Raw genomic sequence first — 25,790 nt, 5'->3', positions numbered from 1 at the left:
ATGGACGAGTTCCGTCAACTGCGGGAATTCGGCATGCCCAGTGTTTTTTCGGCGATCAGGCTGCGGTGGATTTCGCTGGTACCGCCATAGACGGTCATGCCCAGGGCCCGGCGCATGGTCACCTCGACCATGTCCAGGTCATGGTCCAGCCCGCGCACCAGCGACCAGGGCGCGGCGGCGGCCACGATGGCCTGGCCGTCGGCGTACATGGTTTCGGTGGTGAACAACTTGGCCATAGGGCCGTATGCCGGGTTGTGCACGCCCTGCGCCTCCGCCCATATCTGGCGGCGGCACAGCACCTCGGCCACGGCGTCGTTCACCGCCGCCCGAGCCAGGATACGGCGCAAGGCTGGGTCGGCCAGGGGCGCGACACCGTTTCGGGGTTTGCGCGCCCACGCCACCGCGTGCTTCATCATCGCCGTCTGCGCCGCATGGTAGCCGGCACCGCCGTGCTCGATGCCCAAAGCGGAGGCCATGACCCGGGCGCCGTCGCCGATCTCGCCCAGGCGATAGCGGTCAGGCACGCGTACATCGCCGAAATAGACGATGTTGGTCCGCTCGTCCTGCAATGTGTAGACGGGATGGATGTCCACGCCCGGCACGTTCAGGGGGCAGACGAACATGGTCAGCCCCTGATGCTTCTTGCCGCTATTGTCCGTGCGGGCCAGCAGCAGGATGTAATCGGCGTTATGGGCGTTGGTGGTGAACATCTTCTGGCCGTTCACCACCCAGTCGTCACCGTCGCGCACCGCCCCCAGCTTGGCGGCGAACACGTCCGAGCCCGAGGCCGGCTCGCTGAATCCCAGGCAGCCCAGGGCGTCCCCGCTGATGAAGCGGGGCATGATCTCGGCCTTGGCTTCAGGTGTCGACCACATCTCCGTCATCTTGGCCACGAACTCGGTCACGGCGATGGGGGTGCGGGTCCAGTTCAGATCCTCCCACAGGGGGGCCGCCGCCATCACCTCGTATCGGTCGCGGCCCGGCTGGCCGCCGACAGCCATGTCGGGAAACAGGTGGCCAGCCTCCGCCAGCTTCTTGTGGAAGCCCGCATGGTGGCCGGAAGTGGAGTGGTGCTTCTTCTTGACCACGTCGGGCGTCATGTTCGCCTCGACGAAGGCGCGCAACTCGGCGGCATAGGCTTCCGCCTTGGCGCCGAAGCCGAAGTCGATACCGATATCGCCGGCGTCCGGCAGTGGCACCGGGGCGTCATCCCACAGGCGCGCGGCCACCTGGTCCAGCAGTTGGGCAGGATCGCCCGCCAGCAAGGCGGACAGCTTGGCGCGGCGGAAGTAGAGTTGAACGTCATACTCCAGCGACAGGCCATACCCGCCGAAGGTGCGCAGGGCGCGCTGCGTCGCGCGCTCCGCCGCCTGCCCCGCCCACCAGTAAGCCATGGCGACCGCCGCGCCAGCATCGGGCCGTCCTTCCGCGATTGCCCACGCCGCTTGCCAGGCCAGCAGGTTGGCGCCGTCAACCTCGGTGGCGGAGTCCGCCAGCGGGTGGGCGATGCCCTGGAACGCGCCGATGGACTTGTTGAACTGCACCCGCTCCACCGAATACGCGGCCGCCAGTTCCAGGGCCCGCTGCGCAAGGCCAGCCAGCGACGCGGCCGTCAGCAGCTTCCATTCCTCCACGGCGGCGGCATGGGCATCCGCGGCGGCGGGACCTTGGCCGATGACGAAGCGCTCGCCCGCGCCGGCGGCGGACAGGTCCAGGATGGCAAGGGCGCTGTCGGCACTGTTGGGTGCCTTGGCGGCGGGTGTCGGCCGCGTCAGGGCCACGACGCGTTCGCCTTCCCGCATCACGATGATGTCAGCCACGGCGGCCGCCGGCACGACCTGGACCTGGCCTTCCACCACGGGGGCCAGGGCAAGGGTGGCGACGGCGCCTTGCGCCAGCCGTTGCCGCAAGGGCTCGGGCGTATCCAGGCGCAGCAGCAGGGCGCTGGCGGTGATGGCTTCGGCGACGGGAACGGCCGCCACGTGGCGGCCGGACTCCGTCGCCGCCAGCAGGGCATCCAGCAGGCTCAAGCCTCCGCCACCCCTGTCCTCCGGTGCCCGCATGGGGATCAGGCCCATCTCCACCAACTGGGCCCACAGCGCGGGATCGAAGCCGGTGGACTCGGCCGCGCGTACCCGCCCCGGTGTCGATTCCTCGCGGAACAGACGGGCCAGCGTGTCCTGGAGGATGGTTTGGTCTTCGGAAAGGGCAAGCTTCATCATTCAGTCCTAATCACGTCAGGCCTTGCGGCTTTCCTTGTTGGCCTGGGTCATCTCCGCCAGGCCGGCGGTGGTGACCTTGCCCCAGGTCGCCCAGGCGTTGGCGTGCCCCAGGGAGTGCAGGTCGAAGCCATGGGCCAGTGCCTGGTGCTGACCCATGGCATCCAGCGTGGCGTTCACCGACCGCTTGGCCATGCGCAGGGCGTGGGGGTGCATCTTCGCGATCTCCCCCGCCAGGGTCAGGGTCTGGGATTCCAACTCGGCCCGCGGCACCACGCGGTTCACCATGCCCAGGCGGTGGGCCTCGGTGGCATCGATATAGCCAGCGGTGAACAGCAGCTCCTTGGCCTTGCGGGCGCCGAATTCCCAGGCGTGGCCATGGTATTCGACCCCGCCGATGCCCATGCGCACCACCGGGTCGGAAAAGCGCGCGTCGTCCGCCGCGATGATCAGGTCCATGGGCCAGGCCAGCATCAGGCCCGCGGCAATGCAGGCGCCCTGGACGGCGGCGATGGTGGGCTTGGGCAGGTCGCGCCATTTGCGCGAATAGCCGAAGTAGTGCTTTTCCTCCCAGTCGTACATGCGCAGCAGGCCGGTCTCGCCCACGTCATCGAACATGGATGACCATGGTTCCTTCTCCGTCACGTCCGGCGCGATGTCATGTCCGGCGGAGAAATGCTTGCCGTTGGCCAGCAGGACGATGACCCGCACACCGTCGTCGGCCACGGCCCGGTCGAAGGTCTCGTCCAGTTCCTTGAGCAGGTCGGCGTTTTGGGCGTTGTTGCGGTCCGGACGGTTCAGGGTGACCAGCGCCACCCGTTCCCGCACCTCATAGAGGATGTGCCCCATCGTCAGGTCCTTCCTTCAGCGCGGCGGCATGCGGATGGAGCCGTCCAGGCGCACCGTCTCGCCATTCAGGTAGCCGTTGGACACCATCTCCAGCACCAGGGAGGCGTACTCCGGCGGACGGCCGAAGCGCTTGGGAAAGGGGACCGAGGCCGCCAGGGCCGCCTTGACGTCGTCAGGCGCCCCCTGCATCAGCGGCGTGTCGAAGATGCCGGGCATGATGGTGCAGATGCGGATGCCCTCGGCCGACAGGTCACGGGCGATGGGCAGGGTCATGCCGACGATGGCCGCCTTGGAAGCTGAATACGCAGCCTGTCCGATCTGGCCGTCCTGGGCAGCGGCGCTGGCGGTGTTGATGATGACCCCCCGCTCGTCATCGAGGGTGTCCAGCGTGGCCATGCCGGCGGCGGCACGGGTGATGCAACGGAAGGTGCCGACCGTGTTCAGCATCAGCACCCAGGCGAATTTGTCGGTGGGGAATTGCTTGATCTCGCCCGTCTTGCGGTCGCGGCTGATGGTCTTGATGGCGTTGCCGCCGCCCGCACAGTTCACCAGCACGCGCTCCTGCCCATGGGCGGCGCGGGCCTTGGCGAAGCCGGCGTCGACGCTTTCATCCGACAGCACGTCCACCCGGGCGAACACCCCGCCGATCTCACTGGCGATGCGCTGGCCCGCCTCCTCGTTCAGGTCGAAGATGGCGACCTTGGCGCCCCGGGCCGCCAGCGCCCGCGCCGTGGCGGCGCCCAGGCCCGAAGCCCCACCGGTAACCACGGCGGCGACCGAAGAATCGATAAGCATGCGTCTCTCTCCCACGTGAGAATTTCGGCCCCAATAAAGGTTTCGAAACCGAGTTAAGCCCGCGGCATGGGATGGGACAACGACACCTCCGGTTCCCGGCGCGATTGCCCACGGATGTGATGCGTTGACCGGAAATCGCGGCCGGATATGCCGGAATTGAGGGGCGCTCTGTATGGTCGGGCAGGAATAAAAAGCCCGATGCGGGCCCTTGAGACTTGAGGGGACTATGCCGTTATTGACCGTCGTGGATCGTGCTGGTGTTGAAAAGGCGGTGGACGCCGAGGCCGGCGTTTCGGTGATGGAGGTTCTTCGGAATGCCGGGTTTGACGAAATCCTGGCGCTGTGCGGCGGGTGCTGTTCCTGCGCCACCTGCCATGTCTATGTCGATCCCGCTTGGCAGGAAGCTGTAGGGGCACTGAGCGCGCAGGAGGATGACCTGCTGGACAGTTCCGATCATCGTCAGTCCGGCTCCCGCCTGTCCTGCCAGATCAAGATGACGGATGGTCTGGACGGCCTGCGGGTCGCTATCGCCCCGGAAGACTAAGCGTTCCTCCCGGGGCTCGTTCGGCTGCGTAGCAGCGAGCCCCGCCTTGGCCGTCCGCCCCGGGGTCAGCGTCGCCCCGGGGGCGGGCGGCCTTTTCTTTGATGGCGATATCCCATGGCGGACCGCGATGGGGTATGCCGCCGAAGTCAGGAAGGTTCGGCGAGGGACTTCAGGGGAACGGTCAGGTCGGCCAAGGCGGCGCGGTCGGGGCAAGCGCCCAGTTCCACCAGTTTCTTGCCGGCATTGAAGTCGCGCAGCGCATTGATGGTGTCCAGCGCCACCACCCGCCCCGCCCGCAGATAAATCAGGCTGAAGCTGCCCGTGGCTGGATCGCCGCGCAGCACCGTGTCGTCGTATCCGTGGTTCAGGCCGACGGTTTGCAGTTTCAGGTCATACTGGTTGGACCAGAACCAAGGCAGAGCGCGATAGGGTTGGGGCGTGCCGAGCAGGACCGATGCCACCGTCTTGGCCTGGTCGATCGCGTTCTGCACGCTTTCCAGGCGCACGCGCATGCCACCGGCATAGGCGTTGGGGTGGTTGGCGCAGTCGCCGATGGCATAGATGTCCGGCAGGCTGGTGCGGCAGAACTCATCCACCAGGACGCCGTTGCCGCACTCCGCCCCCGCGGCGGTCAGCACCGCCTGGTTGGGCAGAAGGCCGATGCCGGCGATGACGATATCGGCCGGTACCAGGGTGCCGTCGCCCAGCGCCACGCCCATGACCCGACCCTCCCGCCCTTCCACCGCCGTGATGGTGACACCGGTGCGCACGTCCACGCCGTGGGCCCGGTGCTGAGCTTCGATGTGGCGGGAAATGGGCTCGGCCGACATGCGGGCCAGCACTCGGTCTTGGACTTCCAGAACGGTGACGGGGCGCCCGGCCTTGGCCAGCACCGCCGCCGCCTCCAACCCGATATAACCGCCTCCTATCACGCACACACGGATCGCGTCGGCCAGCTCCGCCCGTAGCCGGTCGGCGTCAGCCCGGGTCCGCAGCATATGGACGCCGGCCAGGGTGGCGCCGGGTAGCGGCAAGGGACGGGGATGTCCGCCCGCCGCCCAGACCAGGGCGCGATAGGCGATGGTTTCGCCCGTTTCCAGCGTGGCGGTATGGGCGGTCGCGTCTATGGACACCACATGGGCGTGGGTCTGCAGGGCGATGTTTCGCTCCGCCCAGAACCCTGCTGGCCGCAGATATAGCCGTGCGGCATCACGTTCACCGGCCAGATAATCCTTGGACAGGGGCGGGCGTTCATAGGGCGCGTCGGGTTCGTCGCCCACCATCAGGATGGACCCGGCATGGCCGCCCAACCGCAAGGACAAGGCCGTCTGAGCGCCCGCCTGGCCGGCCCCAACGATCAGCACATCGGCCGGTGCCATCAAACCCTGCCCGTCACCGGGATCAGCGCACCATGGACGGCGGCGGCGGCATCGGAACCGAGGAAGCAGATTACGTCCGCCAGTTGTCGCGGGCTGACCCAGCGGCTGAAGTCGGCGTCCGGCATGTCGCGACGGTTGGCGGGGGTGTCGATCAGGCTGGGCAGCACGCCGTTGACGTTGATGCCGTTGTCGCGCAGTTCCCCGGACAGGCTTTCCGTCAGCCGCATTACCGCACTCTTGGCGGCGCAATAGGCGCCCATGCGCGGCAGGCCCTTCACGGCCGACAGCGCGCCGACGGTGACGATCTTCCCGCGCCCACGCGCCAGCATGGTGGGAACCACGGCGGTGACCGCATTCTGCAGCGTCGCCACGTTGATGGTCATCATGCGCGCGAACAGATTCGGTGTGGTTTCGTACACAGCGGGGCCCATGTCGAAGCCACCGGCGATATGGAACAAGGCATCGATGGCGCCGATGCCGGCCAACGCGTCGCGGGTGGCGGCGGCATCGGTCAGGTCCACCGTCACCTGACGCTCCTCGACCGAGGCTGGGAAAGTCTTGAAGTCGACCAGGATCGGGCGTGCGCCCAGTTCCAACGCCCGGTCGGCGACGGCAGCGCCCAGGGCACCGGCGGCGCCGGTGATGACGATATGTTTGCCCGCCAGATCGATCACCGATTTTCTCCCCGTTTCTGTTTGGGCCGTAAAAAGCGCGGACCCATCGCCGCCGGCAAGACGGCCGGTCCGTTTCATCGCGTATGCGATTGCTATGTCCAGGCCGTCAGCAGGGCTCTCAAGGCGGATACCAGCGCCAACGGCTGGTCGGCCATCACATGGTGATGGGCCTCCGGTATCTCGATGAAGGGTGTCCCTGCGGGCGCGGTTGCCCGCATGCGCCGGGTCATGGCCCCACTGGTGATCTCCGATAGCGTCCCGCGCAGGATGGCCAGTGGCACCTTGGCGTTGGCCATGTTGGCCCAAGGCTCGTCCACCTCCACCAGGCGGAACAGTTGCGGGTCGAAGCGCCAGGTCCAGCCTCGGCCCGGCTCCTCCCGCAGCGACTGGTCGGCCAGGTGGTCCATCACCCAGGCGTTGGCACAGGGCTGTGGTGGTGACAGGCGGAACCGTGCCAGGCCGGTATCCTTGTCGGGATAGAAGCGCTGTACCGCCCGCGGCACCGGCGCCACCAATTCCGGCCCAGGCAAGGCAGTGTCGATGATGATGCCAGCGCGGATGGGGCGATCGTCCTGGGCCGCCAGGTGCAGCACCGACATGCCCCCCATGGAATGCCCGACGACGACAGGTGGTGCTTCGGCCGCCAGGATGCCAGCGGCCTCCGCCACCGCCCAAGCCTCCTTCACGAAGGTTCGTGTGCTGTAGGCTGGCCGCCAGTCGGATCCGCCCATGCCGCTGAACGACAGGGTCGCCACCCGGTGGTCTCGGGCGAAAAACGGCGCCAGGAACGACCACCAGCCCAGATGGGCGGCATTGCCGTGCAGCAGGATCAGGCCGGGGCTGCCCCGCTGCCCCCAGGCCCGGGCCTCAATGCGGGCACCGTCCACCACGACGTCACAAACCTCATAAGGGGTGGCCAGGGCACGGACGAACCAGTCCGGCGCCCCGTCCGCGGTTATGGGATCGGCGGACGGGGCCAGGGAAAGTTCAACCATGGACGGGGTCAGTTCCGCGCGCCCGCCAGCAGACCCTTCAGGTTGCTGCTGAAGATCTTCTCCAGGTCGTCCTGCTTGAAGGCGCTGAACTCCTTCACATAGTCCAGCGGCTCCGCCAAGCCTTCGGGGTGGGGGTAGTCGCTGCCGAACAGGATACGTTCCACGGGGATGCTCTCGGCCAGCTTGGCGGCGTCATCCTCATAGAAGGGAGCGACGAAGACATGCTCGCGGAAGGTATCGCGGGGATGCCGCGTGAACGACTTGGGCATTTGGCCGTAGGCGCGATCCAGGCGGTGCAGGAAGGGCTCGACCCACGACGCTCCGTTCTCCACCGACACTACCCGCAGATTCGGGTGCCGGTCGAACACGCCATGGCAGATCAGGGCGGACAGGCTGTCGGAAATGGGACGGCCCAGGTTGTCCAACGTCTGCTTGAAGGGATCGTTGTCAAACGCGATCCACTCGCGCCCGCCGGTCCACCAGCGATTGATCTGGTCGTAGCCGGAGTCGGAGGCATGCATGCACACGAAGATGCCGGCCTCGTTGACCCGGGCCCAGAAGGGGTCGAACTCGGCATAACCGAAGGACCGGCTGCCGCGGAAGCCCGGCACGGGGGCGGGGCGGATACCGATGACCCTGGCGCCCGCCTCCAGCACGAATTCCAGTTCGGCGATGGCGCGATTGAGGTCGGTCAGGCTGATCATGGGGACGGAGTATAGGCGGTTGTCGCGGGCGAAACCCCATTCCTCCTTGGTCCAGCTGTTCAGTGAATGGAACAGCGCCGCCATGGCCTCGGGCTCATGGTTCAGGCGGGCCTCGATAACCGATGCCAGGGTGGGGAAGACCAGGGCGGCGTGCACGCCCTGTTGGTCCAGCACGGCCAGGCGGCCGTCGCCCAGACGCCACTCGGGTGGCGGGCGTAGCGGCTTGCCCGACAGCTCGCGCATGGTCAGGCCCTCGGTGTTTTCCGCCCGGTACCATTTCTCATGCGTGCCGGGGGCGGCGACCACCTCGAACGTGGGATTGGGGATGTATTCCGACAGCATCCCGCCGATCACCAGCTTGGTGCGGCCGCCCTTTTCCACGAAATAGAACTGCTTCTCGAACTCCTTGGGCAGATGGCGGGTGAAGGCCTCCGCCGGCTCGTAGATGTGATGGTCCGCGTCGTATACGGGAAAAGGCAGGGACGCCATGGCAGCACTTCCTTTGGAAGGTCGGGATAGCTGATGCTATGTCAGCTATGAGGAGGCCTGCAAACCTCACCGCGTGATTCAGCCGCTCGTATCACGCCTGTGATGGTTGGGCCGACATGGGGCCGGCGACGTCCTGAAACCCCAGCCCCGCATCCACGCCTCCCGTGTGACGTGGCAGGCCATCGTCCCATCACGAGTGGAATGATTGTTACCTCCGCCTGTGCCGGATCGTTTAGCGCTTCGCCGCCCATGGCATACAGGACTCCCACCTCAGACAGGATATTCGCACCATGCTGAAGTTGAGCATGAAGCCCACCGGCTGGTTCCATATCGGCTGGAGCGCCGAAATCCCCCCCGGCGGCGTGAAGCCTTTGCGCTATTTCGGCCAGGACCTCGTGGCGTTCCGGACGGAGCAGGGAACGCTGGCCGTGATAGACGCCCATTGCCGTCATTTGGGCGCCCACCTCGGTTATGGCGGCAAGGTCAAGAAGGGCTGTGTCGTTTGTCCCTATCATGGCTGGGCTTGGGATGCGGAGGGACGTAACGCCCACATCCCCTATCAGGACACGCCCACGGGGGCGAAGCTGTCCACCCGGTCGGTGATCGAACGCCACGGTTTGATTTTCCTATGGCATGACCCGGCCGGCGGCGGCCCGCGAGAGGGCTGGGATGTGCCCGACGTGTTCGCGGACTTCCCCGAGGTGCCAGGTCAGGAACAGGACTATTATCCCTGTTATCCCCTGGCCATCGTCGACAAGCCGGGCGAGCCCATACACCCCCAGCTGATCCAGGAAAACGCGGCGGACAGCATGCACTTCCGCCACACCCACGGTGCACCCGAGGATCCTGAGCTGTTGTGGTTTGAAACGCCGGGCACGCGCTGGCGGTCCAAGATGGGGTTCAAGTCGCCGAAGACTAAGGAGGTGGCGCTGACCCTGCATACCCTGAACGCCGGCGTGGGCCTGTCCTTCGCCACCTTCGACGGCGCCCGCCAGCACTATCGCCTTATCCTGACGGCCACGCCAGTGGATGACACCACCTCCGACCTGCGTGTCAGCTATTTCCTGCCTCGCGACCCGACCTCGCCTGAGGTGATGCCCGCGGCCCAGCGCGCCTTCGCGCGGCATACGATAGAACTGTTCGAGGAGGACGCCCGCATCTGGCGGCATCAGATTTTCATCCAACGCCCCGTCTTCGCCCGTCAGGACATCGCCGGCTATACGGCACTGCGCCGTTGGTGCCAGCAGTTTTATGAAGCGCCGGAGGGGAAAACGCCTTTGATTGCTGTAGCGGAGTGAAGAGTTCGTGATCCAAGGGTGTAAATCGGCAAGCGCCTTGGACGCCGATCGGCGTCGTAACCCCTTGATTCTAATAAAACTGGTGGGGTCATTTGATCGCGCTGATTTACATTCTTGAGCACCGGGCGCCCCTCTTCTCAAGGGAAGTGCGCCCGGGCTCATACCCGCCCCTGACATTGATCGCGTCCCACGACGGGCAACTCGTGGCGTCCCACGATGTCGCCAGCGGCATGGCGCCGGCCGCGGGCCCTCAGTGCAGCTTCAACCGAGGACGGACGATGCGGTTCACGTGACCGACGGCAATCAAGGCGAAGCCCTTCACCCATCCGTGGATGGCAAGTAAGTGCATGCGGTAGAGGGAGAGGTAAATAAAGCGCGCAAGCCGCCCGCTCACAGCCATGCTTCCGCCGATCAGGTTTCCCATCAGCGAGCCGACCGTCGAAAACCGGCTGAGCGAAACAAGTGAGCCGTGGTCCCTGTAGACGAAGGCCTTCAGCGGCTGGCCCTGCATCGAACGGCAAAGATTGTGGAAAACGATATCCGCCATCTGGTGCGCGGCCTGCGCGCGTGGCGGCACCGGCCGCTCCTGCCCGGGCAGCACGCAATAGGCACAGTCGCCCATCGCGAACACCCGGTCGTCCGTCACGCTTTGCAGGGTCGGGCGCACCACGACCTGGCCGCCGCGCGCGAGTTCCAGGTTGTCGAGCCCGTCGCGTATGGGCACGGCCTTCACGCCCGCCGCCCAGATCTGCAGGTCGGCCTGGATGATTTCACCGCTGCCGGTGACCATGCCTTCCAATGTCGAGGCGGTCACGGGCGTGCTCGTGCGCACCTTGACCCCCAGCGCCTCCAACTGGGATTTGGCCGCCGTTGCCAGGCGTTCGGACAAGGCGGGCAGGATGCGCGGCCCCGCCTCGATCAGGCTTACATCCAGCCGGCTGCCATCGAACACCTCCAGGCCGTGATAGCCCAGGGCCTCCGCCGCATTGAACAATTCGGCCGAAAGTTCAACGCCGGTCGCGCCGGCACCCACGACAGCCACGCGGACGCGCGCGTCGCTGCCGGCATCCAGCGACATGGCCCGCGACACGCGCAGACATTGGTTGAGCAACTGGTCACGAAACTTGTCGGCCTGCTCCCGGCCATCCAGGAAGAAGCAATGTTCCGCCACGCCGGGTGTGCCGAAGTCGTTCGTCACGGAACCGTAGGCCAGCACCAGATAGTCGTAGCGGATCGCGTGCGGCGCGATCACCTCGTCCCCCCTGTGGTCCGCGACCGCCTCCAGATGAACCATGCGTGCGGCACGATCGATGCCGGCCAGCGTGCCGTAGAAGTAACGGTAACCCCAGCGGTGGCAATGACTCCGATAGCCGACCTCATCCATGTTCGCGTCGAGCGAACCGGTGGCCACTTCGTGCAGCAACGGCTTCCAGATGTGCGTTCGGTTCCGATCGACCAGGATGATGTCGTGATGCTTACGCCCGAAGGTGCCGCCAAGTTTGGTGGCGAGTTCCAGGCCCGCGGCACCTCCGCCGACGATGACGATCTGAATCTTGTTGGCGACCACGGCTAATTCCCAAAATGCTGTCTGTAAGGCGAATGATGAAGTAATGGAATTGAGATTGGCACATCCACGGGCCTCAAGGCGATGTCAAACTGGCATTCACCGCCAGGCGGGAAGCGGGTTCTGTACGGATCTCCCTGAATAAACATCGCGAATAGAGAGGGTTATGCTGACCGGGGGACTGGTAACGACCCGGTGAGGAGCAGCCCACCCGGGTGGCGACCGTTAACCGGTTACCTGCCAAGCCTTGGCCGATCGCTGATCTGGGCTCCCCATTCCGGTTCAGGCCATCAGGTACCCCATCGCGTCCCACAGCGTGGTGTGGAAGCGCAATGGCCGGCGACGTGGCTACCTCCGTTGGCGGCTCAACCTTATGCTTCCGGCTGCAGCCCTGGGCAGGGCAGGGTAATTGTCGCCACCGCGCCGCCGCCCGCCCCGTTGCCAAGACCCAGTTGGCCGTCGTGCTTTTCGATGATGGTCTTGACGATGCTGAGGCCCAGGCCGGTTCCCTGAACGGTGCCGACATTGTCGCCACGGAAAAAACGCTGGCCGATAAGCGGAATCTGGTTGGGCGGGAAACCGATACCGTTGTCGCTGATGGTGACGATGATGGCGCTGCCGTGGCGCACATCGATGCGGACCGGCTGATCGGGTGGGGAGAACTTCAGCGCGTTGTCCAGCAGGTTGCCGATCGCGGCGGCCAGCATTTCACGGTTGCCCCGAACCATTGCGGGCAGGCCCGGCAGGGTGGCGGCGATGCGCCCGTCCTCATATTTGTTCGCCAGCAGGCGCATCAGGTCGTGGACGATGCGGGCGACATCGACCAGTTCGCCATCGGACCCTTCCAAGGCCACGCGCTCGGCCATCAGCAGATTGTCCATCAGGCCCCGCAGCCGGTCGACGGTGGACCGGATGGTGCCCAGGCGACGCGCCACCTGCGGCTGTTCGGGATCCAGCAGTTCCAGGCTCATCTCCGCGGACCGGTTGATGACAGCCAGGGGCGTTCGCATCTCATGCGCCAGCATCGCCAGGAACTGGCGCAACTGGGCATGCATGTCGCGCTCCGCCGCCAGGCTCAGGGTTCGCTGCTTGAGGGCGGCGTCCAGCCGCGCGCCGACCATGATCATGATGGAGAAGAAGGTCAGCGTCATCACCACCGCCCCCTCCAGCTGGAACCAGGGCAGGACGTAGGGTGAGAAGACGAAGGACGGATCGGGATGCAGCAGTGCTGCCGCCATGCGTGCGATCAGGACCGCGATATGCAGGACCAGGGTGATGATCAGGCAGGTGCGGGCGCTGCTGACCTGGGACCGGTTGCGGATGACTTCGATGAGCAGGCGCAGGTAAAAGCCGATGTAGATCAGCGTGGCGGCCACCACGCGTATGGGCGTGTTCCCGGGATCCAGCCACAGCAGCAGTTCCCACAGCATCACAACGAACGCGGTCAGGGCGATGACCAGCCGGCGCCGCGCCCTTCCACCCGCCAGCACCACCATCCCGTCCGTCACCAGCCCGATCGCCAGCACCAGGGCGGCGTTGCTGGCGGTGATCAGATGGGCGCCCCGGAACAGCATCAACGCGAATCCCGCCGTCAATGCCAGGCATCCGGCGGAGATGGCGACCAGCCCGTGCAGGTCGCGATATGCCCGCCACAGCACGAAGGCCGCGATGCAGTTCACCGCGGTCAGCACCTCGACGAAGACCATGGACGTGGCGATGTCCAGCATGGCGTCCTTATCCGTCAGCCGGCCCTGGGGGTGGACGTCATCGCAGGCGGAGCGGGGCTGCGAAGCTGTACCCCCTGCCGTAAACGGCGCGCACCGGGGACTCCTGGCCTGTTCGGTCCTCAATCTTCTGCCGCAGGCGGCGGACCATGGCGTTCAGGCCGCCTGAGGTTAAGTCCCCGCTATCGCCCAAGCCCTGCGCCAACCGGGCATGGTCGCAGACATTCGTGCCGGCTTCCGCCAACAGGGTCATGAACGTCAGTTCCCTGGGGGTCAACGGCACGTTTTCGCCGCCAGGGGCGATCAGCAGCCGGCCGCGGGGGGCCAGCGTCCATTCCGGCCCCGGCGCCGCGCCGGGCGGTGGCGGCCCCTCCGGCAGGCGCTTCAGCACATTGCGGATCGTATACTCGATCTCGCGCAGGCTCGCATGCTTCACCAGGTAGGCGTCGCTTCCGGCCTCCAGTGCTTGCAGCTTGTCTTCCAAATCCTGATGCGCGGTCAGGACGACCACGCCGCAGTGCAGGCCCCGATGGGCGCGGATGTCGGACAGCAGCTGCACGCCATGGCCATCGGGCAGACCGAGGTCGAGGATGATCAGGTCGAAGGTGTCCGTCGCCATGCGGTGCAGGGCCTCGGCCAGCGAGCCGACGCCGATGGTGGCATGGCCCTTCGCCTCCAGGAAGACGACGAGGTCGTCCCGCAACGAAGCTTCATCCTCGACAATCAGCAGGCGCGGCATCGTCCGTATCTTTCCGCCGGGTCCGTGGCGAAGGGTGGCGGTTGGTCCATTATTTCACCCACCGCCACACCGCATGTACCTGCCCATGCCATGGCCGTGCAAGACCATCGCGCGATCCAAGCGATCTTTCGGGGGAAACAGACAATCCTGACGGTCGGATCATCAGGATTGTCATTATTTGACGCGTTGTCGTTTTCATTTCGACAAATTCCATCGTTATTTGAATTCATTGTGTCGTTGATCGCGTGCTTGCAAATCGGCTATCGTCGCCCCGCTCCTATACGGAAGTATTACTGCTCTGGCGGCAGTCATCACAGGAATTTGCAGCGGGCGGCCAATGTCGCCCGGCGACTGCGCGTGCGCTTGGGTTCGGGGGAATGGTCAAGATGCTGAATGGAAATGTAACGCGCGGTACCGCTGGCCTGCGGCGCTCGCTGCTGACTGGTTCTTCGCTGCTGATGCTGGGCGTCGCCGTCGCATCCCCCCAGCCGGCCCAGGCCGCCCAGACCATTTCCGGCGCCAATTCGAACCTGCTGATCAATCAGGCGCTGGACCTGCTCACCATCACCAGCGGTGCGACGGTCAGCGGAACGTTTCCGGTCAGCATCAGCGGCAACATCACCATCGGGACATTCGCGAACGCGGGATTGGTGAACGGCACCGTCGATGGCAACGGCGGTGTCGGGGTCGCCATCGGCGTTTCCTCCACCACCCTCAATCCGTCCGTCGGCCTGTTCAGCAACACCGGGTCGATCATCGGCAGCCTCGCCGGTGTCGCCAACTCCGGCACCATCGGCAGTGTCAGCAATGCCGGTTACATCAAGGGTGGCTTTTTCGGCTTCGGGAACAGTGGCTCCATCACCGCCATCACCAACGGCGGCATCCTGGCCGGTACCGCGATGGCCTTCATGAACGCCGGGTCCATCCAGACCCTCACCAACACAGGAATCATCGGCGCCGACGCCGTCGTGGGCCTGGCCAATAACAGTTCCATCGCGTCCATCGGCGTGATCAACAACCAAGGGACCATCCTGTCCGGGGCCACCACCGTGGGGCCGTCCGGTGCGGCCGCGGTGATGAACGCGGGGACCATCGGGACCCTGAACAACAGCGGCGCGATCCTGGCGCCCACGACCGGGGCTGGCGTCGTCGGTATCGACATCACCGGAAGCATCGGCCTGATCAACAACAGCGGGCTGATCCAGGCGCGCACCGCGGTTTTCGTGGATGGAACCGGGACCCTGGGCACGCTGGTGAACACCGGCACCATCGCCGGCACCGTCCTGAACGGCAGTTCCCGCGCCCTGACCATCGCCGGCAACACGGTTTCCGGTGCGTTCGGCACCCTGACCGGTACCAGCGTCGGCAGCCGGGGCATCCTTTCCAGCTATGGCGGCGACATCGTCCTGTCCGGCGGCAACCTGCTGCTGGATGATGACGTCAAGGTTTCGGGCCGCGCGCTCAACAACATCGGCGCCCTGCTGAAGCTGACCGCCAACACCAGCGTCACCGGCACCTATCTGCAAAGCGGGGGCACGCTGGACCTCAGCAACGGCGCCGCCCTGACCGTTAGCAGTGCTGCCCGCATCACCGGCGGCACCATCCTGGCCTCGGTCGCCAGCAGCGCTTATTACCTGTACGGCCAGACCATCGCGTCCACTTTGGTGCAGGGCGGGGCCGGCAGCGACTACACCGGCGCCACCATCCGCGGCAACCTGTACGGCCTGGCGCTGTCGGGTGTGACCACCGGCCAGGCGCTGCAGGCCCAGGTGGCCAACGACTACATTTTCGGCACCCTGGCGGCGCTGAACGAAACCCACACCATCACGGCCACCACCGGCATCTACGTCTCCGGCGTGGGTGCCGTGGGTACCCTGACGAACAGCGGCAGCATCGTCAGCAGCGGCACCGGCCTGTCGAACCGTGGCAGCATCGGCCAACTCACCAACACGGGAACCATTGAGGGACGGCGCGGCATCTTCAGCAGCGGCACGATCGAGACGCTGATCAACGCCGGCCTGCTCGCGTCGTCGGGCAACTCCTTGGCGCTGTACGACATCGGCTCCATCGGCACCCTGGTCAACAGCGGCACCATCAGCGGCAACGTCCTCTACTCCTCCAGCTCCGCCAGCGCCCTCACCATCATCGGCGGCGGCGGGACCACCGTCGGCACGTTCACCAACGGCTATATCAGCAGCAATTCCAGCCTGGTCTTCGCCGCCGGCAACACCCGGCTGGACGCATCGGTTTATCTGAATGGTTCTTCGGTCGCGGTTGTGAACGCTGGCGCCAGCCTGCTGGTGAACAGCGGCGTCACCATCGGCGGCACCTACAGCCAGTCGGCGGGCACCCTGGCGCTGGGCCCGGCGGCGGCGCTGACCATCACCGGGGCGGCCAGCATCACCGGTGGCACCCTCTCGGTCGTCTCCTCCGTGGCGGGCAACTATCTGGCCGGCGCGACGTCGACCCTGCTGTCCGCCGCCGGGGGCCTGAGCTACAGCGGCGCCACCCTGGCGATCGGCACCACCACCGGCCTCAGCCGCGGCGCCACGGTGATCGGCAACAACCTGCTGGCGGTGGCCCTGAACGACTATGTCGGCGGCACGCTGGGAACACTGTCCAACGCCGGAACCCTGACGGCCAGGACGGCGGTCTATGTCGCCGCGACCGGCACGCTGGGCGGGCTTAGCAACACCGGCACCCTGGCGGGCACATCCTACGGCATCTCCAACAACAAAATCATCGGCACGCTCAGCAACAGCGGCCTGATCACCGGCACGCAGGCCGGCCTGCTCAACCCCGGCGAGCTGACCCTGCTGTCCAACCAGGCCGGCGGCACCATCGCCGGCGCCACCGGCATCCGTGCCAGCGGCTCGTTGTTCACCCTGACCAACGCGGGTCTCATCACCGGGACGCTGGCTGGTATCGTCGACAGCGGGGTGGTGTCCCTGGTGTCGAACCTGGCGGGCGGCACCATCACGGGTGCCACCGGCATCCGTAACACCAGCGTCATCGAGACGCTGGTCAACAGCGGCCTGATCGCCGGTTCCACCATCGCCATCAACAGCCAAGGCCCTCTGCGGACTCTGACCAACAACGCTGGCGGCACCATCACGGGTGCCACCGGCATCTACGACAACAATTCCCTGGACGTACTGGTCAACAGCGGCCGGATCGTCGGCACGACCATCGCCATCAACAACCAGCTTGTCATCCAGACACTGGTCAATAACGCTGGTGGCACCATCGTCGGGCCGATGGCCGTCTACAGCGGCAATTATCTCGGGACGATCCTCAACAGCGGCGTCATCGCCGGCAACCTCAGCCTCACCTCCGGTGCGCCGCTTATCATCAACGGCGGCAGTGGCACGACGGTGGGCACCCTGACGGGCGCGTCCTTCACCAACCAGGGCACCATCGTCAGCGCGGGCGCGGTCACGCTCGGGGCGGGCAACCTGCTGCTGAACGACAACATCAATGTTGGCACGAACGCGGTGTCGAACACCGGTGCCGCGCTGACGCTGGCCAACACCGTCAGCATCACCGGCGGCTACACCCAGACGGACGGCACGCTGGCCATTGGCGCAGGTGCTGGACTGGTGCTCAGCGGTGCGGCCAGCATCACTGGCGGCACGGTGACATGGCGCGCGGCCACCGCCACGAGCTATCTGGCGGGTGACCGGCTCGCCACCCTGGTGGCGGCCGGTGCCGCCTCCACCTATCAGGGCGCCACGGTGCTCAGCGCCTCCACCGGCCTGGCCGGCTTGGGCACAGTCGTGGGCAACAACCTGGTGCTGGTGGCCCTGAACGACTATGTCGGCGGCACGTTGGCGACCCTGACCAACAGCGGCACGCTGTCAGCCAACACCGCCGTTTACGTCGCGGCGGCCGGCGTGCTGGGGACGCTGGGCAACACCGGAACCTTGTCCGGCACGTCCTATGGCGTTGCCAACAACGGGTTGATCGGTACGGTCGGCAACAGCGGCGTCATCGCCGGCGGACAGGACGGCCTGCTCAACAATAACACCATGACCCTGGTGTCGAACCTGGCCGGCGGCACCATCGCTGGTGTCACCGCCATCCGTGACACCAGCCAGTTGCTCACCCTGACCAACGCGGGTCTCATCACCGGCATCCAGGCCGGCATCGTCGATAGCGGGGTGATGTCCCTGGTGTCGAACCTGGCGGATGGCACCATCACGGGCGCCACCGGCGTCAGCATCAACAGCGTCCTCTATACGCTGGCCAACAGTGGCCGGATCGCCGGCACCACCATCGGCATCAGAGACCACGGCAACTTCCAGACACTGATCAACAACGCCGGCGGCACCATCACCGGGGCCACGGCCCTCTATAACGACAGTCTCCTGGGAACGCTGGTCAATGCCGGCCTGATCGCCGGCACGACCATGGCGATCAACAACCAGGGCGCCGTCGAGACACTGATCAATAACGCTGGTGGCACCATCGTCGGGCCCACGGCCGTCTACAGCGGCAACTATGTCGGGACAATTCTCAACAGCGGTGTCATCGCCGGCAATCTCAGCCTCACTTCCGGTGCGCCGCTTATCATCAATGGCGGCAGTGGCACGATTGTGGGCACCCTGACGGGTGCCTCCCTGACCAACCAGGGCACCATCGTCAGCGCGGGCGCGATTACGCTCGGGGCCGGCAACCTGCTGCTGAACGACAACATCAATGTCGGCACGAACGCGGTGTCGAACACCGGTGCTGCGCTGACACTGGCCAGTATCGTCAGCGTTAGCGGCGGCTACAGCCAGTCGGCCGGCACGCTGAACCTGGACCTTGGCGCCCGGCTGGTGGTCAGCGGCGTGGCCAGCATCGGTGGCGGCACGGTGGTGGGCAGTCTGTCCGGCACCGGCAATTATCTGGCTGGTGCGGCGGCGGCCACGCTTGTGACCGGCGGTGCGGGGTCCAGTTATTCGGGCGCCACGGTGGTCAGCAACGTGGCCGGGCTTGAGGGCACCGGCACCACCAGCGGCACCAACCTGGCGTTGCTGGCGCTCAACGACTATGTCGGCGGCACCCTGGGCACGCTGTCCAACAGCGGCACCGTCAGCGCCGGAAACGCCGTCTACGTGGCGGGTGGCGCGCGTCTGGGCACGCTGTTCAACACCGGCACCCTGGTGGGCGTCACGGCGGCGATCAACGTCGTGGGCAGCCTCACCAGCATCCAGAACGGCCCCCTGACGATCGGCACCAGCCTGGGCACCATGATCGGCGGCGTCGGTATCCAGAACAGCGGCACCGTCGGCACGCTCACCAGCTACGGCACCATCCGGGGCACGACGGGTGCGGCGGTGGACAACCAGGGCGCGCTGTTCGGCCTGGGCAACGCCGGCACCATGACCGGCGTGACGGCGGGCCTGAACAACAGTGGCAGCATGGCCATCGTGACCAATGCGGGCCTGGTCTCCGGCTCCATCGGTATCAACAACACCGGTTCCATCGCCGCGCTGAGCAACATCGCCTTCGGCACCATCCTGGGCACCATCGCCGGCGTCCAGACCGGCATCCGCAATACCGGCACGATCAGCCAGTTGGCCAACAGCGGGCTGATCAGCGGCGTCACCGCCATCTACAACGGTGCCTCCGCCACCCTGGGCGTGCTGTCCAACGGCGGCACCATCTCCGGCAACATCGTCAACCTGTCGGCGGCCGACCTGACCGTGGGCGGCACCGTCGGCGTCACCGGCATGCTGACCGGCGGCACCATCACCAACACCGCCTCCAACCTGGTGTTCACCAACGGCACCCAGGCCGTGGCCGACGTCCTCAACGTCGGCAGCCATACGGTGATCAACAGCGGGGCGGTCATCAGCCTGCTGAACACCCTCAGCATCACGGGCAACTACGCCCAGGCCTCGGGCACGCTGGCGCTGGGCGGCTACAGCCTGGTGGTCAGCGGTGTGGCCAACATCAGCGGCGGCGCCATCACCACCACCCAGGTGGACGCCACCGGCAACTATCTGGTGGGCAGCGGCACCGGCACCCTGGTGCAGGGTGGCCTGGGCTCCAGCTACACGGCGGTCGGTGTGCTGTCGGGCATCACCGGCCTGACGCTGACCACCAGCGTCGCCACCATCGGGTCGACGGTGGACCTGCTGCTGGCCGGGGCCAACGACTATGTCGGCGGCACGCTGGGCACCCTCTCCAACACCAGCACCATCAGCGGCGTGAACACCGCGCTGTACGTGGCGGCGACCGGTAGCCTGGGCCGCCTGTCCAACACCGGCTTGCTGGACGGCACGCTCTACGGCATCCGCAACCTGGGCAATGTCGCCCTGGTGGACAACCGCGGCACCGCCACGGGCCGGGTGGGGCTGTACAATCAGGGCAGCATCGGCACGGTACTGAACAGCGGCAGTCTGCTGGACTCTCCCGAGGTGGCGGCCGCCGGCCTGAACAACGCGGGATCCATCGGCGCGGTGGCCAACAGCGGCACCATCAGCGGCGCCAGCTACGGCCTGTATAACAGCGGCAGCCTGGGCAACCTTTCCAACAGCGGGCTGATCAGCGGCGCCACGGCGCTGTACAACAGCGGCGTCCTGGGCACGGTGGCCAACAGCGGCACTCTCGCCGGCAACCTGATCAACACCAGCGCCCAGGCACTGGTGCTCACCGGTGGCGGCGACGGCACGGTGGGCACGCTGACCGGCGGCAGCATCGTCAGCACCTTGGGCGGCGTGGTCCTGGCGTCCGGCAACCTGTTGCTGGCCGACAGCGTCACGGTGGGCGGCGCCACGATCAGCAACACCGGCGCCAGCGTCACGCTGGGGGTGCCGGCCACGACGATCACGGGCAACTACGCGCAGACGGCCGGCACGCTGGCACTGGCGGGCCAGGTGCTGACGGTTTCGGGGGCGGCCAGCATCAGCGGCGGCACGGTGGCGGCCGGCCTGGCCGGCACGGCCAACTACCTGGCGGGCGGCAGCACGACGCTGGTCAATGGTGGCGCCGGTTCCCGCTACGATGGCGCCGTGGTCAGCAGCGGCGTGACCGGCCTGATCAGCACCGGCGGCGCCAGCGGCGACGCGCTGGTGCTGACGGTGCTCAACGACTACATCGGCGGCACCCTGGCCAGCCTGAACGTCACCGGCGCGCTCAGCGCCGCCACGGCGGTCTACATCGCCGCCGGCGGCAGCCTGGGTACGCTGGCCAACAGCGGCACGATCAGCGGCAACATCGTCAACGCCGCGTCGGGCGTGCTGACCATCGCCGGCGGGGCCGGCACGGTGGTGGGCACGCTGACGGGCGGCACCATCACCAGCACGGGCGGCAACGTGGTGCTGGCCTCGGGCAACGTGCTGCTGGACGATGCGGTCAATGTCGGCGGCGGCACGCTCGGCAACACCGGTGCCTCGGTCAGCCTGGCGCAGAGCCAGACGGTGACGGGCAACTACAGCCAGACGGTCCGGCACGCTGGCGCTGGGTGACAGCACGCTGGTGGTGACGGGGGTCGCCAGCCTGACGGGCGGCACGGTTTCCACCACCCAGTTGGTGTCGGCCACTGCCAACTATCTGGTGGGTGACGCGGCGACGCTGGTGCAGGGCGGGCTGGGGTCCAGCTATACCGGCGTCGACGTGGTCTCCGGCATCACCGGCCTGGCGCTGGCCAGCGGCACGGCGACCATCGGATCGACGGTGGATCTGCTGCTGGGGGTGGTCAACGACTATGTCGGCGGCACGCTGGGCAGCCTGGGCAACAGCGCCAGCCTCAGCGGGGTGGATACCGCGCTGTACGTGGCGGCGACCGGCCGCCTGGGGACGGTGTCCAACAGCGGCACGCTCAGCGGCGACCTGTACGGGGTCCGTAACCTCGGCACCGTCGGCGTGGTGGTGAACAGCGGGACGATCAGCGGCGCCACGGCGCTGTACAACGGCGGCGTCCTGGGCACGGTGACCAACAGCGGCACCATCGCCGGCAACATCGTCAACACCAGCGCCAACGCCCTGGTTCTCGCCGGTGCCAACGGCACGGCCTACGGCACCTTCACCGGCCTGGCTGGCGCCCAGGGCACCATCGCCAGCACACTGGCCAACGTGGTCCTGGCCGGGGGCAACCTGGTGCTGAACGACGCCGTGGACGTCGGCACGGGCACGCTGGTCAACAGCGGCGCCATGGTGCTGCTGTCCAGCATCGTCAGCGTCACCGGCAATTATGTCCAGACGGCGGGCACGCTGGCCGTGGCGGGCCATGGCCTGAGCGTCAGCGACGCTGCGGTGGTCAGCGGCGGCGTGGTCGATGCCGGGCTTGCCGGCGCGACCAACTACCTGGTGGGCGACAGCGCCACGCTGATCAGCGGCGGTGCCGGGTCCAACTACTCAGGTGCCACGGTCACCAGCGGCGTCACAGGCCTGGATGTCAGCGGCGGCACCAGCGGCACCAGCCTGCTGGCCGTGGCGGCCAACGACTATGTCGGCGGCACCCTCGCCAGCCTCGGCGTCACCGGCACCCTCGCCAACACCGCCGGCGGGGCCACGGCACTCTACATCGCGGCCTCGGGCACCTTGGGCTCGCTGGTCAACAGCGGCACCATCAGCGGCACCATCACCAACCTGTCGGCCCATGACCTGACGGTCATTGGTGGCGGCGGCCTGTTCACCGGCGGCACCATCGCCAACACATCCTCCGACGTGGTGTTCGGCAGCGGCGCCATCAGCCTGGCCGATGCCATCAACGTCGGCAACCACACGGTCAGCAACGCCGGCGCCAACGTGACCCTGGTGGCCAACGTCAGCGTCACCGGCAACTATGGCCAGACGGCGGGCACCCTGGCGGCCAACGGCCATGTGTTGAGCGTCAGCGGGGCTGCCGGCATCAGCGGCGGCGTGGTCGATGCCGGCCTGACCGGCACGACCAACCACCTGGCCGGTGACAGCGCGACGCTGGTCAGCGGCGGTACGGGCTCCAGCTATGCCGGGGCCACGGTGGTCAGCGGCTTGGGTGGCCTGGACGTCAGCGGCGTCACCAGCGGTACCAACCTGCTGGTGGTGGCCGGCAACGACTACATCGGTGGCACCCTTGCCAGCCTGGCGGTCGGCGGCACCCTCTCCAACCTGGCGGGCGGGGCCACGGCGCTCTACATCGCCAGCACGGGCAGCCTGGGCGGCCTGGCGGTCACCGGCACTATCGCCGGCGACATCGCCAACCACTCCGGCAATGAGCTGACCATCACCGGCGGCACCGACAGCGCGCCGGGCGTGCTGACCGGCACCAACGGTTCCATGGGCACCATCACCAGCAGCCTGGCCAACCTGCGCTTCAGCGGCGGCACGGTGCTGCTGAACGATGTCATCAACGTCGGCAGCCACAGTGTGGTGAACAGCGGCGCCACGCTGCTGGTCAACAGCGCCGTCAACATCACCGGCAGCTACAGCCAGACGGCGGGCAGCCTGGTGATCGGCGTGACCTCCACCAGCAACTACGGCAGCCTGGTGATCTCGGGCGGCGCCAGCCTGACGGGTGGCACCGTGACGCTGAAGGCCACCAACGGCGGCAGCCTTTCGGTCGGCACCTATACCATCGTCTCGACGGGCGACGGCTTGTCGGTCAGCGGCGTGACGTTCAACGCCGCCGGCTACACGGTCACCTCATCCACCGTGGCGGTGGGCGGCGACACCGACCTGGTGCTCAAGGTTGCCAGCGCCAGCACCAACTATGCCGCCGTCGGCGCGGCGCAGGGTGGTGCGGCGGTGGGCACCGGTGCCGCCCTGGACCGGATCGCGGCCGGCACCAGTGCCGCGGCCCAGGCCGTCCAGACGGCGGTGCTGACGCCGCTGTCCACCCTCAGTGCCGCGGCCAAGCAGGTGGCGGTGGCGCAGTTGTCGCCCAGCCAGTTGACGCCGCAGGTCTCCACCGCCGTCGTCACGCCCACCACCTCGGCCATCAGCCAGCACCAGCAGACGGTGGCGGGATTGATGGACGGTGGCACCGGGGCGGCGGCCGGTTCCGGCGGCCAGCAGGGTGCTATCTGGGGTGAGATCCTGGGGGGCGGCGTGCTGCGTGGCACCACCACCGACGCCGCCGGCTATCGCGCCAGCAGCGCCGGCCTGGTGCTGGGGGCGGATTGGTTCGCCGATCCCGAGGTCATGGCGGGCCTGGCGTTCAGCTGGCTGAACGGTGCCGCCGTGGGCCAGGATGTTATGGCCGGCAGCCTGACGCGGGTGGGCAGCTACCAGCTGACGGCCTACAGCGTGTGGCGTCCGGATTGGGCGGACAAGCGCCTGTCGGTCGATGGCCAGGTGGGCTTCGGCTACAACCATTACGACCAGCGCCGCATCATCGCTTTCCTGGGGGCCCGGGCCAACGCCAACTATGGCGGCGAGCAGTATCTGGGCAAGGTGACGGTGGGCTATGACCTGCCGGTGGCGTCGGGCCTGACCCTGACGCCGCAGTACAGCCTGCGGGCCGTGCGCCTGACCAACCATGCCTATGACGAGCATGATGCCGGTGCCGCCGACATGGCGGTCGGCGCCCTGAAGGTGGACAGCCTGACCCAGGAAGTGGGGGCCAAACTGGACACGGCATTCAACACCGGCCTGGGCCGCCTGGCACCCGACCTGCGGGTGGCCTGGGTGCACGACTACCTGAACGGCCCCATTGCCACCACTGGCGCGCTGGGCGGCGTCAGCTTCGTCAGCACCACCGGCCGTCCGGAGGCCGATGGCGTGGCACTGGGTCTGGGCGCCACCCTGCAGCAGGGCGAAGGTGTCAGCCTGCGGCTGGAGTACACGGGCGAACTGCGCCGCAGCTACCAGTCCCATGGCGGGATGCTGCGTGCCACCTGGGCCTTCTGAAAGTGAGACGCCAATAGGTCCTCCACCCGATCCTGACCGAGGAGACTGAGGTTGCGAAGCTTCAGTAATCCTCGGTCAGGATCAAGCGAATGTGCACAAGGGCGCCTGATTGGCGCCGGAGGGTTGGGGCGGCCGCTGTCCCTGCGCGGCGCTATCCTTTTTATTGCATGTACTTGCCGCCGTTCACCGACAGGGTTTCACCGGTGATGAAGCCGGAGTCCTCCGCCGCCAGGAAGGCCACGGCGCGGGCGATCTCCTCCGGCAGGGCCAGGCGTTTGGCCGGGATGCCGTTGACGATGGTTTGCAGGATGTCGGGCGGGACGGCATCGACCATGGCGGTCCTGGTATAGCCCGGCGCCACGGCGTTGACGGTGATGTTGCGGGAGGCGCCTTCCAGGGCCAAGGCCTTGGTGAAGCCGATCAGGCCGGCCTTGGCGGCGGCATAGTTGGTCTGCCCCGCCTGGCCGGACAGGCCGTTGACGGAACTGATGTTGATGATGCGGCCGTAGCGGCGTTCGCGCATGCTTTCGATGACGGCGCGGCACATGTTGAAGCAGCCGCCCAGGTCCACGTCGATGACGGACCGCCACTGCTCGGCCGTCATCTTGTGCAGCCATGGCGTCGCGGGTGATGCCGGCGTTGTCGACCAGGATGTCCACGGGACCGTGCGCCGCGGTGACCCGCGCCACGCCGTCCGCACAGGCGGCGAAGTCAGCGACGTCCCAGGTGGCGGTGGACAAGCCCGTGGCCTGCCGGAAGGCCGTGGCCGCGCCCTCCTCCGCAGGGGGACAGGTGGCCACCACCGTGTGGCCGGCGGCCTTCAGGGCAAGGCTGATGGCGGCCCCTATGCCGGTGACCCCGCCCGTGACCAAAGCGACGCGTGCCATTGGAACCTCCATCCCGTGAGTGTCGGTGCGGAGGGATGGAAACACGCGGGAGGCCGGTGCCTCCTTGCGGTGCGTCAAGACGCCATCTGGTTGAAACGGAATTGCGGCT

The 25,790-nt window shown here is 67.0% G+C and carries 14 protein-coding genes and 1 pseudogene; 4 read left to right on the top strand and 11 right to left on the bottom strand.

Annotation, left to right across the window (positions count from 1 at the left end; all coding sequences use genetic code 11):
• Positions 1-14: 14 nt before the first annotated feature.
• The 3 genes from PW843_00615 to PW843_00605 are packed head-to-tail and all read right to left on the bottom strand — an operon-like array spanning position 15 to position 3,863.
• Positions 15-2,222 carry an acyl-CoA dehydrogenase family protein gene (locus PW843_00615; protein ID MDE1145108.1) on the bottom strand — a complete coding sequence of 736 codons (2,208 nt, stop codon included), beginning with the start codon at positions 2,220-2,222 and terminating at the stop codon, positions 15-17.
• A gap of 15 nt (positions 2,223-2,237) precedes the next feature.
• Positions 2,238-3,068, bottom strand: coding sequence for an enoyl-CoA hydratase (locus PW843_00610; protein ID MDE1145107.1), 831 nt, complete (start codon positions 3,066-3,068; stop codon positions 2,238-2,240).
• A 15-nt stretch (positions 3,069-3,083) separates the two neighbouring features.
• Positions 3,084-3,863: an SDR family NAD(P)-dependent oxidoreductase gene (locus tag PW843_00605; GenBank protein ID MDE1145106.1), complete on the bottom strand. Its 780-nt coding sequence runs from the start codon at positions 3,861-3,863 to the stop codon at positions 3,084-3,086.
• 226 nt (positions 3,864-4,089) lie between these two features.
• Here PW843_00605 and PW843_00600 point away from each other — a divergent pair, with 226 nt between their 5' ends.
• Entirely contained in the window at positions 4,090-4,407 is a 318-nt protein-coding gene (locus tag PW843_00600) for a 2Fe-2S iron-sulfur cluster-binding protein (GenBank protein MDE1145105.1), read from the top strand.
• A gap of 146 nt (positions 4,408-4,553) precedes the next feature.
• Here PW843_00600 and PW843_00595 read toward each other — a convergent pair whose 3' ends face one another.
• The 4 genes from PW843_00595 to PW843_00580 form a co-directional block, all read right to left on the bottom strand.
• Positions 4,554-5,786 (bottom strand): FAD-dependent oxidoreductase, encoded by a 1,233-nt coding sequence (locus PW843_00595; GenBank protein MDE1145104.1) that lies wholly within the window; start codon positions 5,784-5,786, stop codon positions 4,554-4,556.
• The gene (locus PW843_00590; protein MDE1145103.1) at positions 5,786-6,460 is read right to left on the bottom strand and encodes an SDR family NAD(P)-dependent oxidoreductase; all 675 of its coding nucleotides are present in this window, start codon (positions 6,458-6,460) and stop codon (positions 5,786-5,788) included. Before PW843_00590 ends, PW843_00595 begins: the two co-directional genes overlap by 1 nt.
• Before the next feature lie 92 nt (positions 6,461-6,552).
• Positions 6,553-7,455: an alpha/beta hydrolase gene (locus PW843_00585; GenBank protein ID MDE1145102.1), complete on the bottom strand. Its 903-nt coding sequence runs from the start codon at positions 7,453-7,455 to the stop codon at positions 6,553-6,555.
• 8 nt (positions 7,456-7,463) lie between these two features.
• On the bottom strand, positions 7,464-8,648 hold the full coding sequence (locus PW843_00580) for an amidohydrolase family protein (GenBank protein ID MDE1145101.1): 1,185 nt from the start codon (positions 8,646-8,648) through the stop codon (positions 7,464-7,466).
• A gap of 290 nt (positions 8,649-8,938) precedes the next feature.
• Between PW843_00580 and PW843_00575 the strand changes: the two genes are divergently transcribed.
• Positions 8,939-9,946, top strand: coding sequence for a Rieske 2Fe-2S domain-containing protein (locus PW843_00575; protein ID MDE1145100.1), 1,008 nt, complete (start codon positions 8,939-8,941; stop codon positions 9,944-9,946).
• A gap of 250 nt (positions 9,947-10,196) precedes the next feature.
• On the opposite strand, the gene PW843_00570 is transcribed toward PW843_00575, so the two are convergent.
• The 3 genes from PW843_00570 to PW843_00560 all read right to left on the bottom strand — a co-directional run bounded on the left by PW843_00570 (position 10,197) and on the right by PW843_00560 (position 13,973).
• Positions 10,197-11,513 carry an NAD(P)/FAD-dependent oxidoreductase gene (locus PW843_00570; protein MDE1145099.1) on the bottom strand — a complete coding sequence of 439 codons (1,317 nt, stop codon included), beginning with the start codon at positions 11,511-11,513 and terminating at the stop codon, positions 10,197-10,199.
• 368 nt (positions 11,514-11,881) lie between these two features.
• Complete coding sequence (locus tag PW843_00565; GenBank protein MDE1145098.1) at positions 11,882-13,237, bottom strand: HAMP domain-containing sensor histidine kinase; 1,356 nt, start codon at positions 13,235-13,237, stop codon at positions 11,882-11,884.
• A gap of 37 nt (positions 13,238-13,274) precedes the next feature.
• Positions 13,275-13,973 carry a response regulator transcription factor gene (locus PW843_00560; GenBank protein ID MDE1145097.1) on the bottom strand — a complete coding sequence of 233 codons (699 nt, stop codon included), beginning with the start codon at positions 13,971-13,973 and terminating at the stop codon, positions 13,275-13,277.
• A 386-nt stretch (positions 13,974-14,359) separates the two neighbouring features.
• Between PW843_00560 and PW843_00555 the strand changes: the two genes are divergently transcribed.
• Both PW843_00555 and PW843_00550 read left to right on the top strand, forming a co-directional pair.
• Positions 14,360-21,430, top strand: coding sequence for a hypothetical protein (locus PW843_00555; GenBank protein ID MDE1145096.1), 7,071 nt, complete (start codon positions 14,360-14,362; stop codon positions 21,428-21,430).
• 10 nt (positions 21,431-21,440) lie between these two features.
• Positions 21,441-24,794, top strand: a complete 3,354-nt coding sequence (locus PW843_00550; GenBank protein ID MDE1145095.1) for an autotransporter domain-containing protein — start codon at positions 21,441-21,443, stop codon at positions 24,792-24,794.
• 160 nt (positions 24,795-24,954) lie between these two features.
• Here the strand turns inward: PW843_00550 and phbB are convergent.
• Positions 24,955-25,681, bottom strand: a pseudogene (gene phbB / locus PW843_00545) (acetoacetyl-CoA reductase).
• Positions 25,682-25,790 lie beyond the last annotated feature (109 nt).

Source organism: Azospirillaceae bacterium, from assembly GCA_028283825.1.
Taxonomy (GTDB): domain Bacteria; phylum Pseudomonadota; class Alphaproteobacteria; order Azospirillales; family Azospirillaceae; genus Nitrospirillum.
This window is presented reverse-complemented; position numbering and strand designations above follow the sequence as displayed.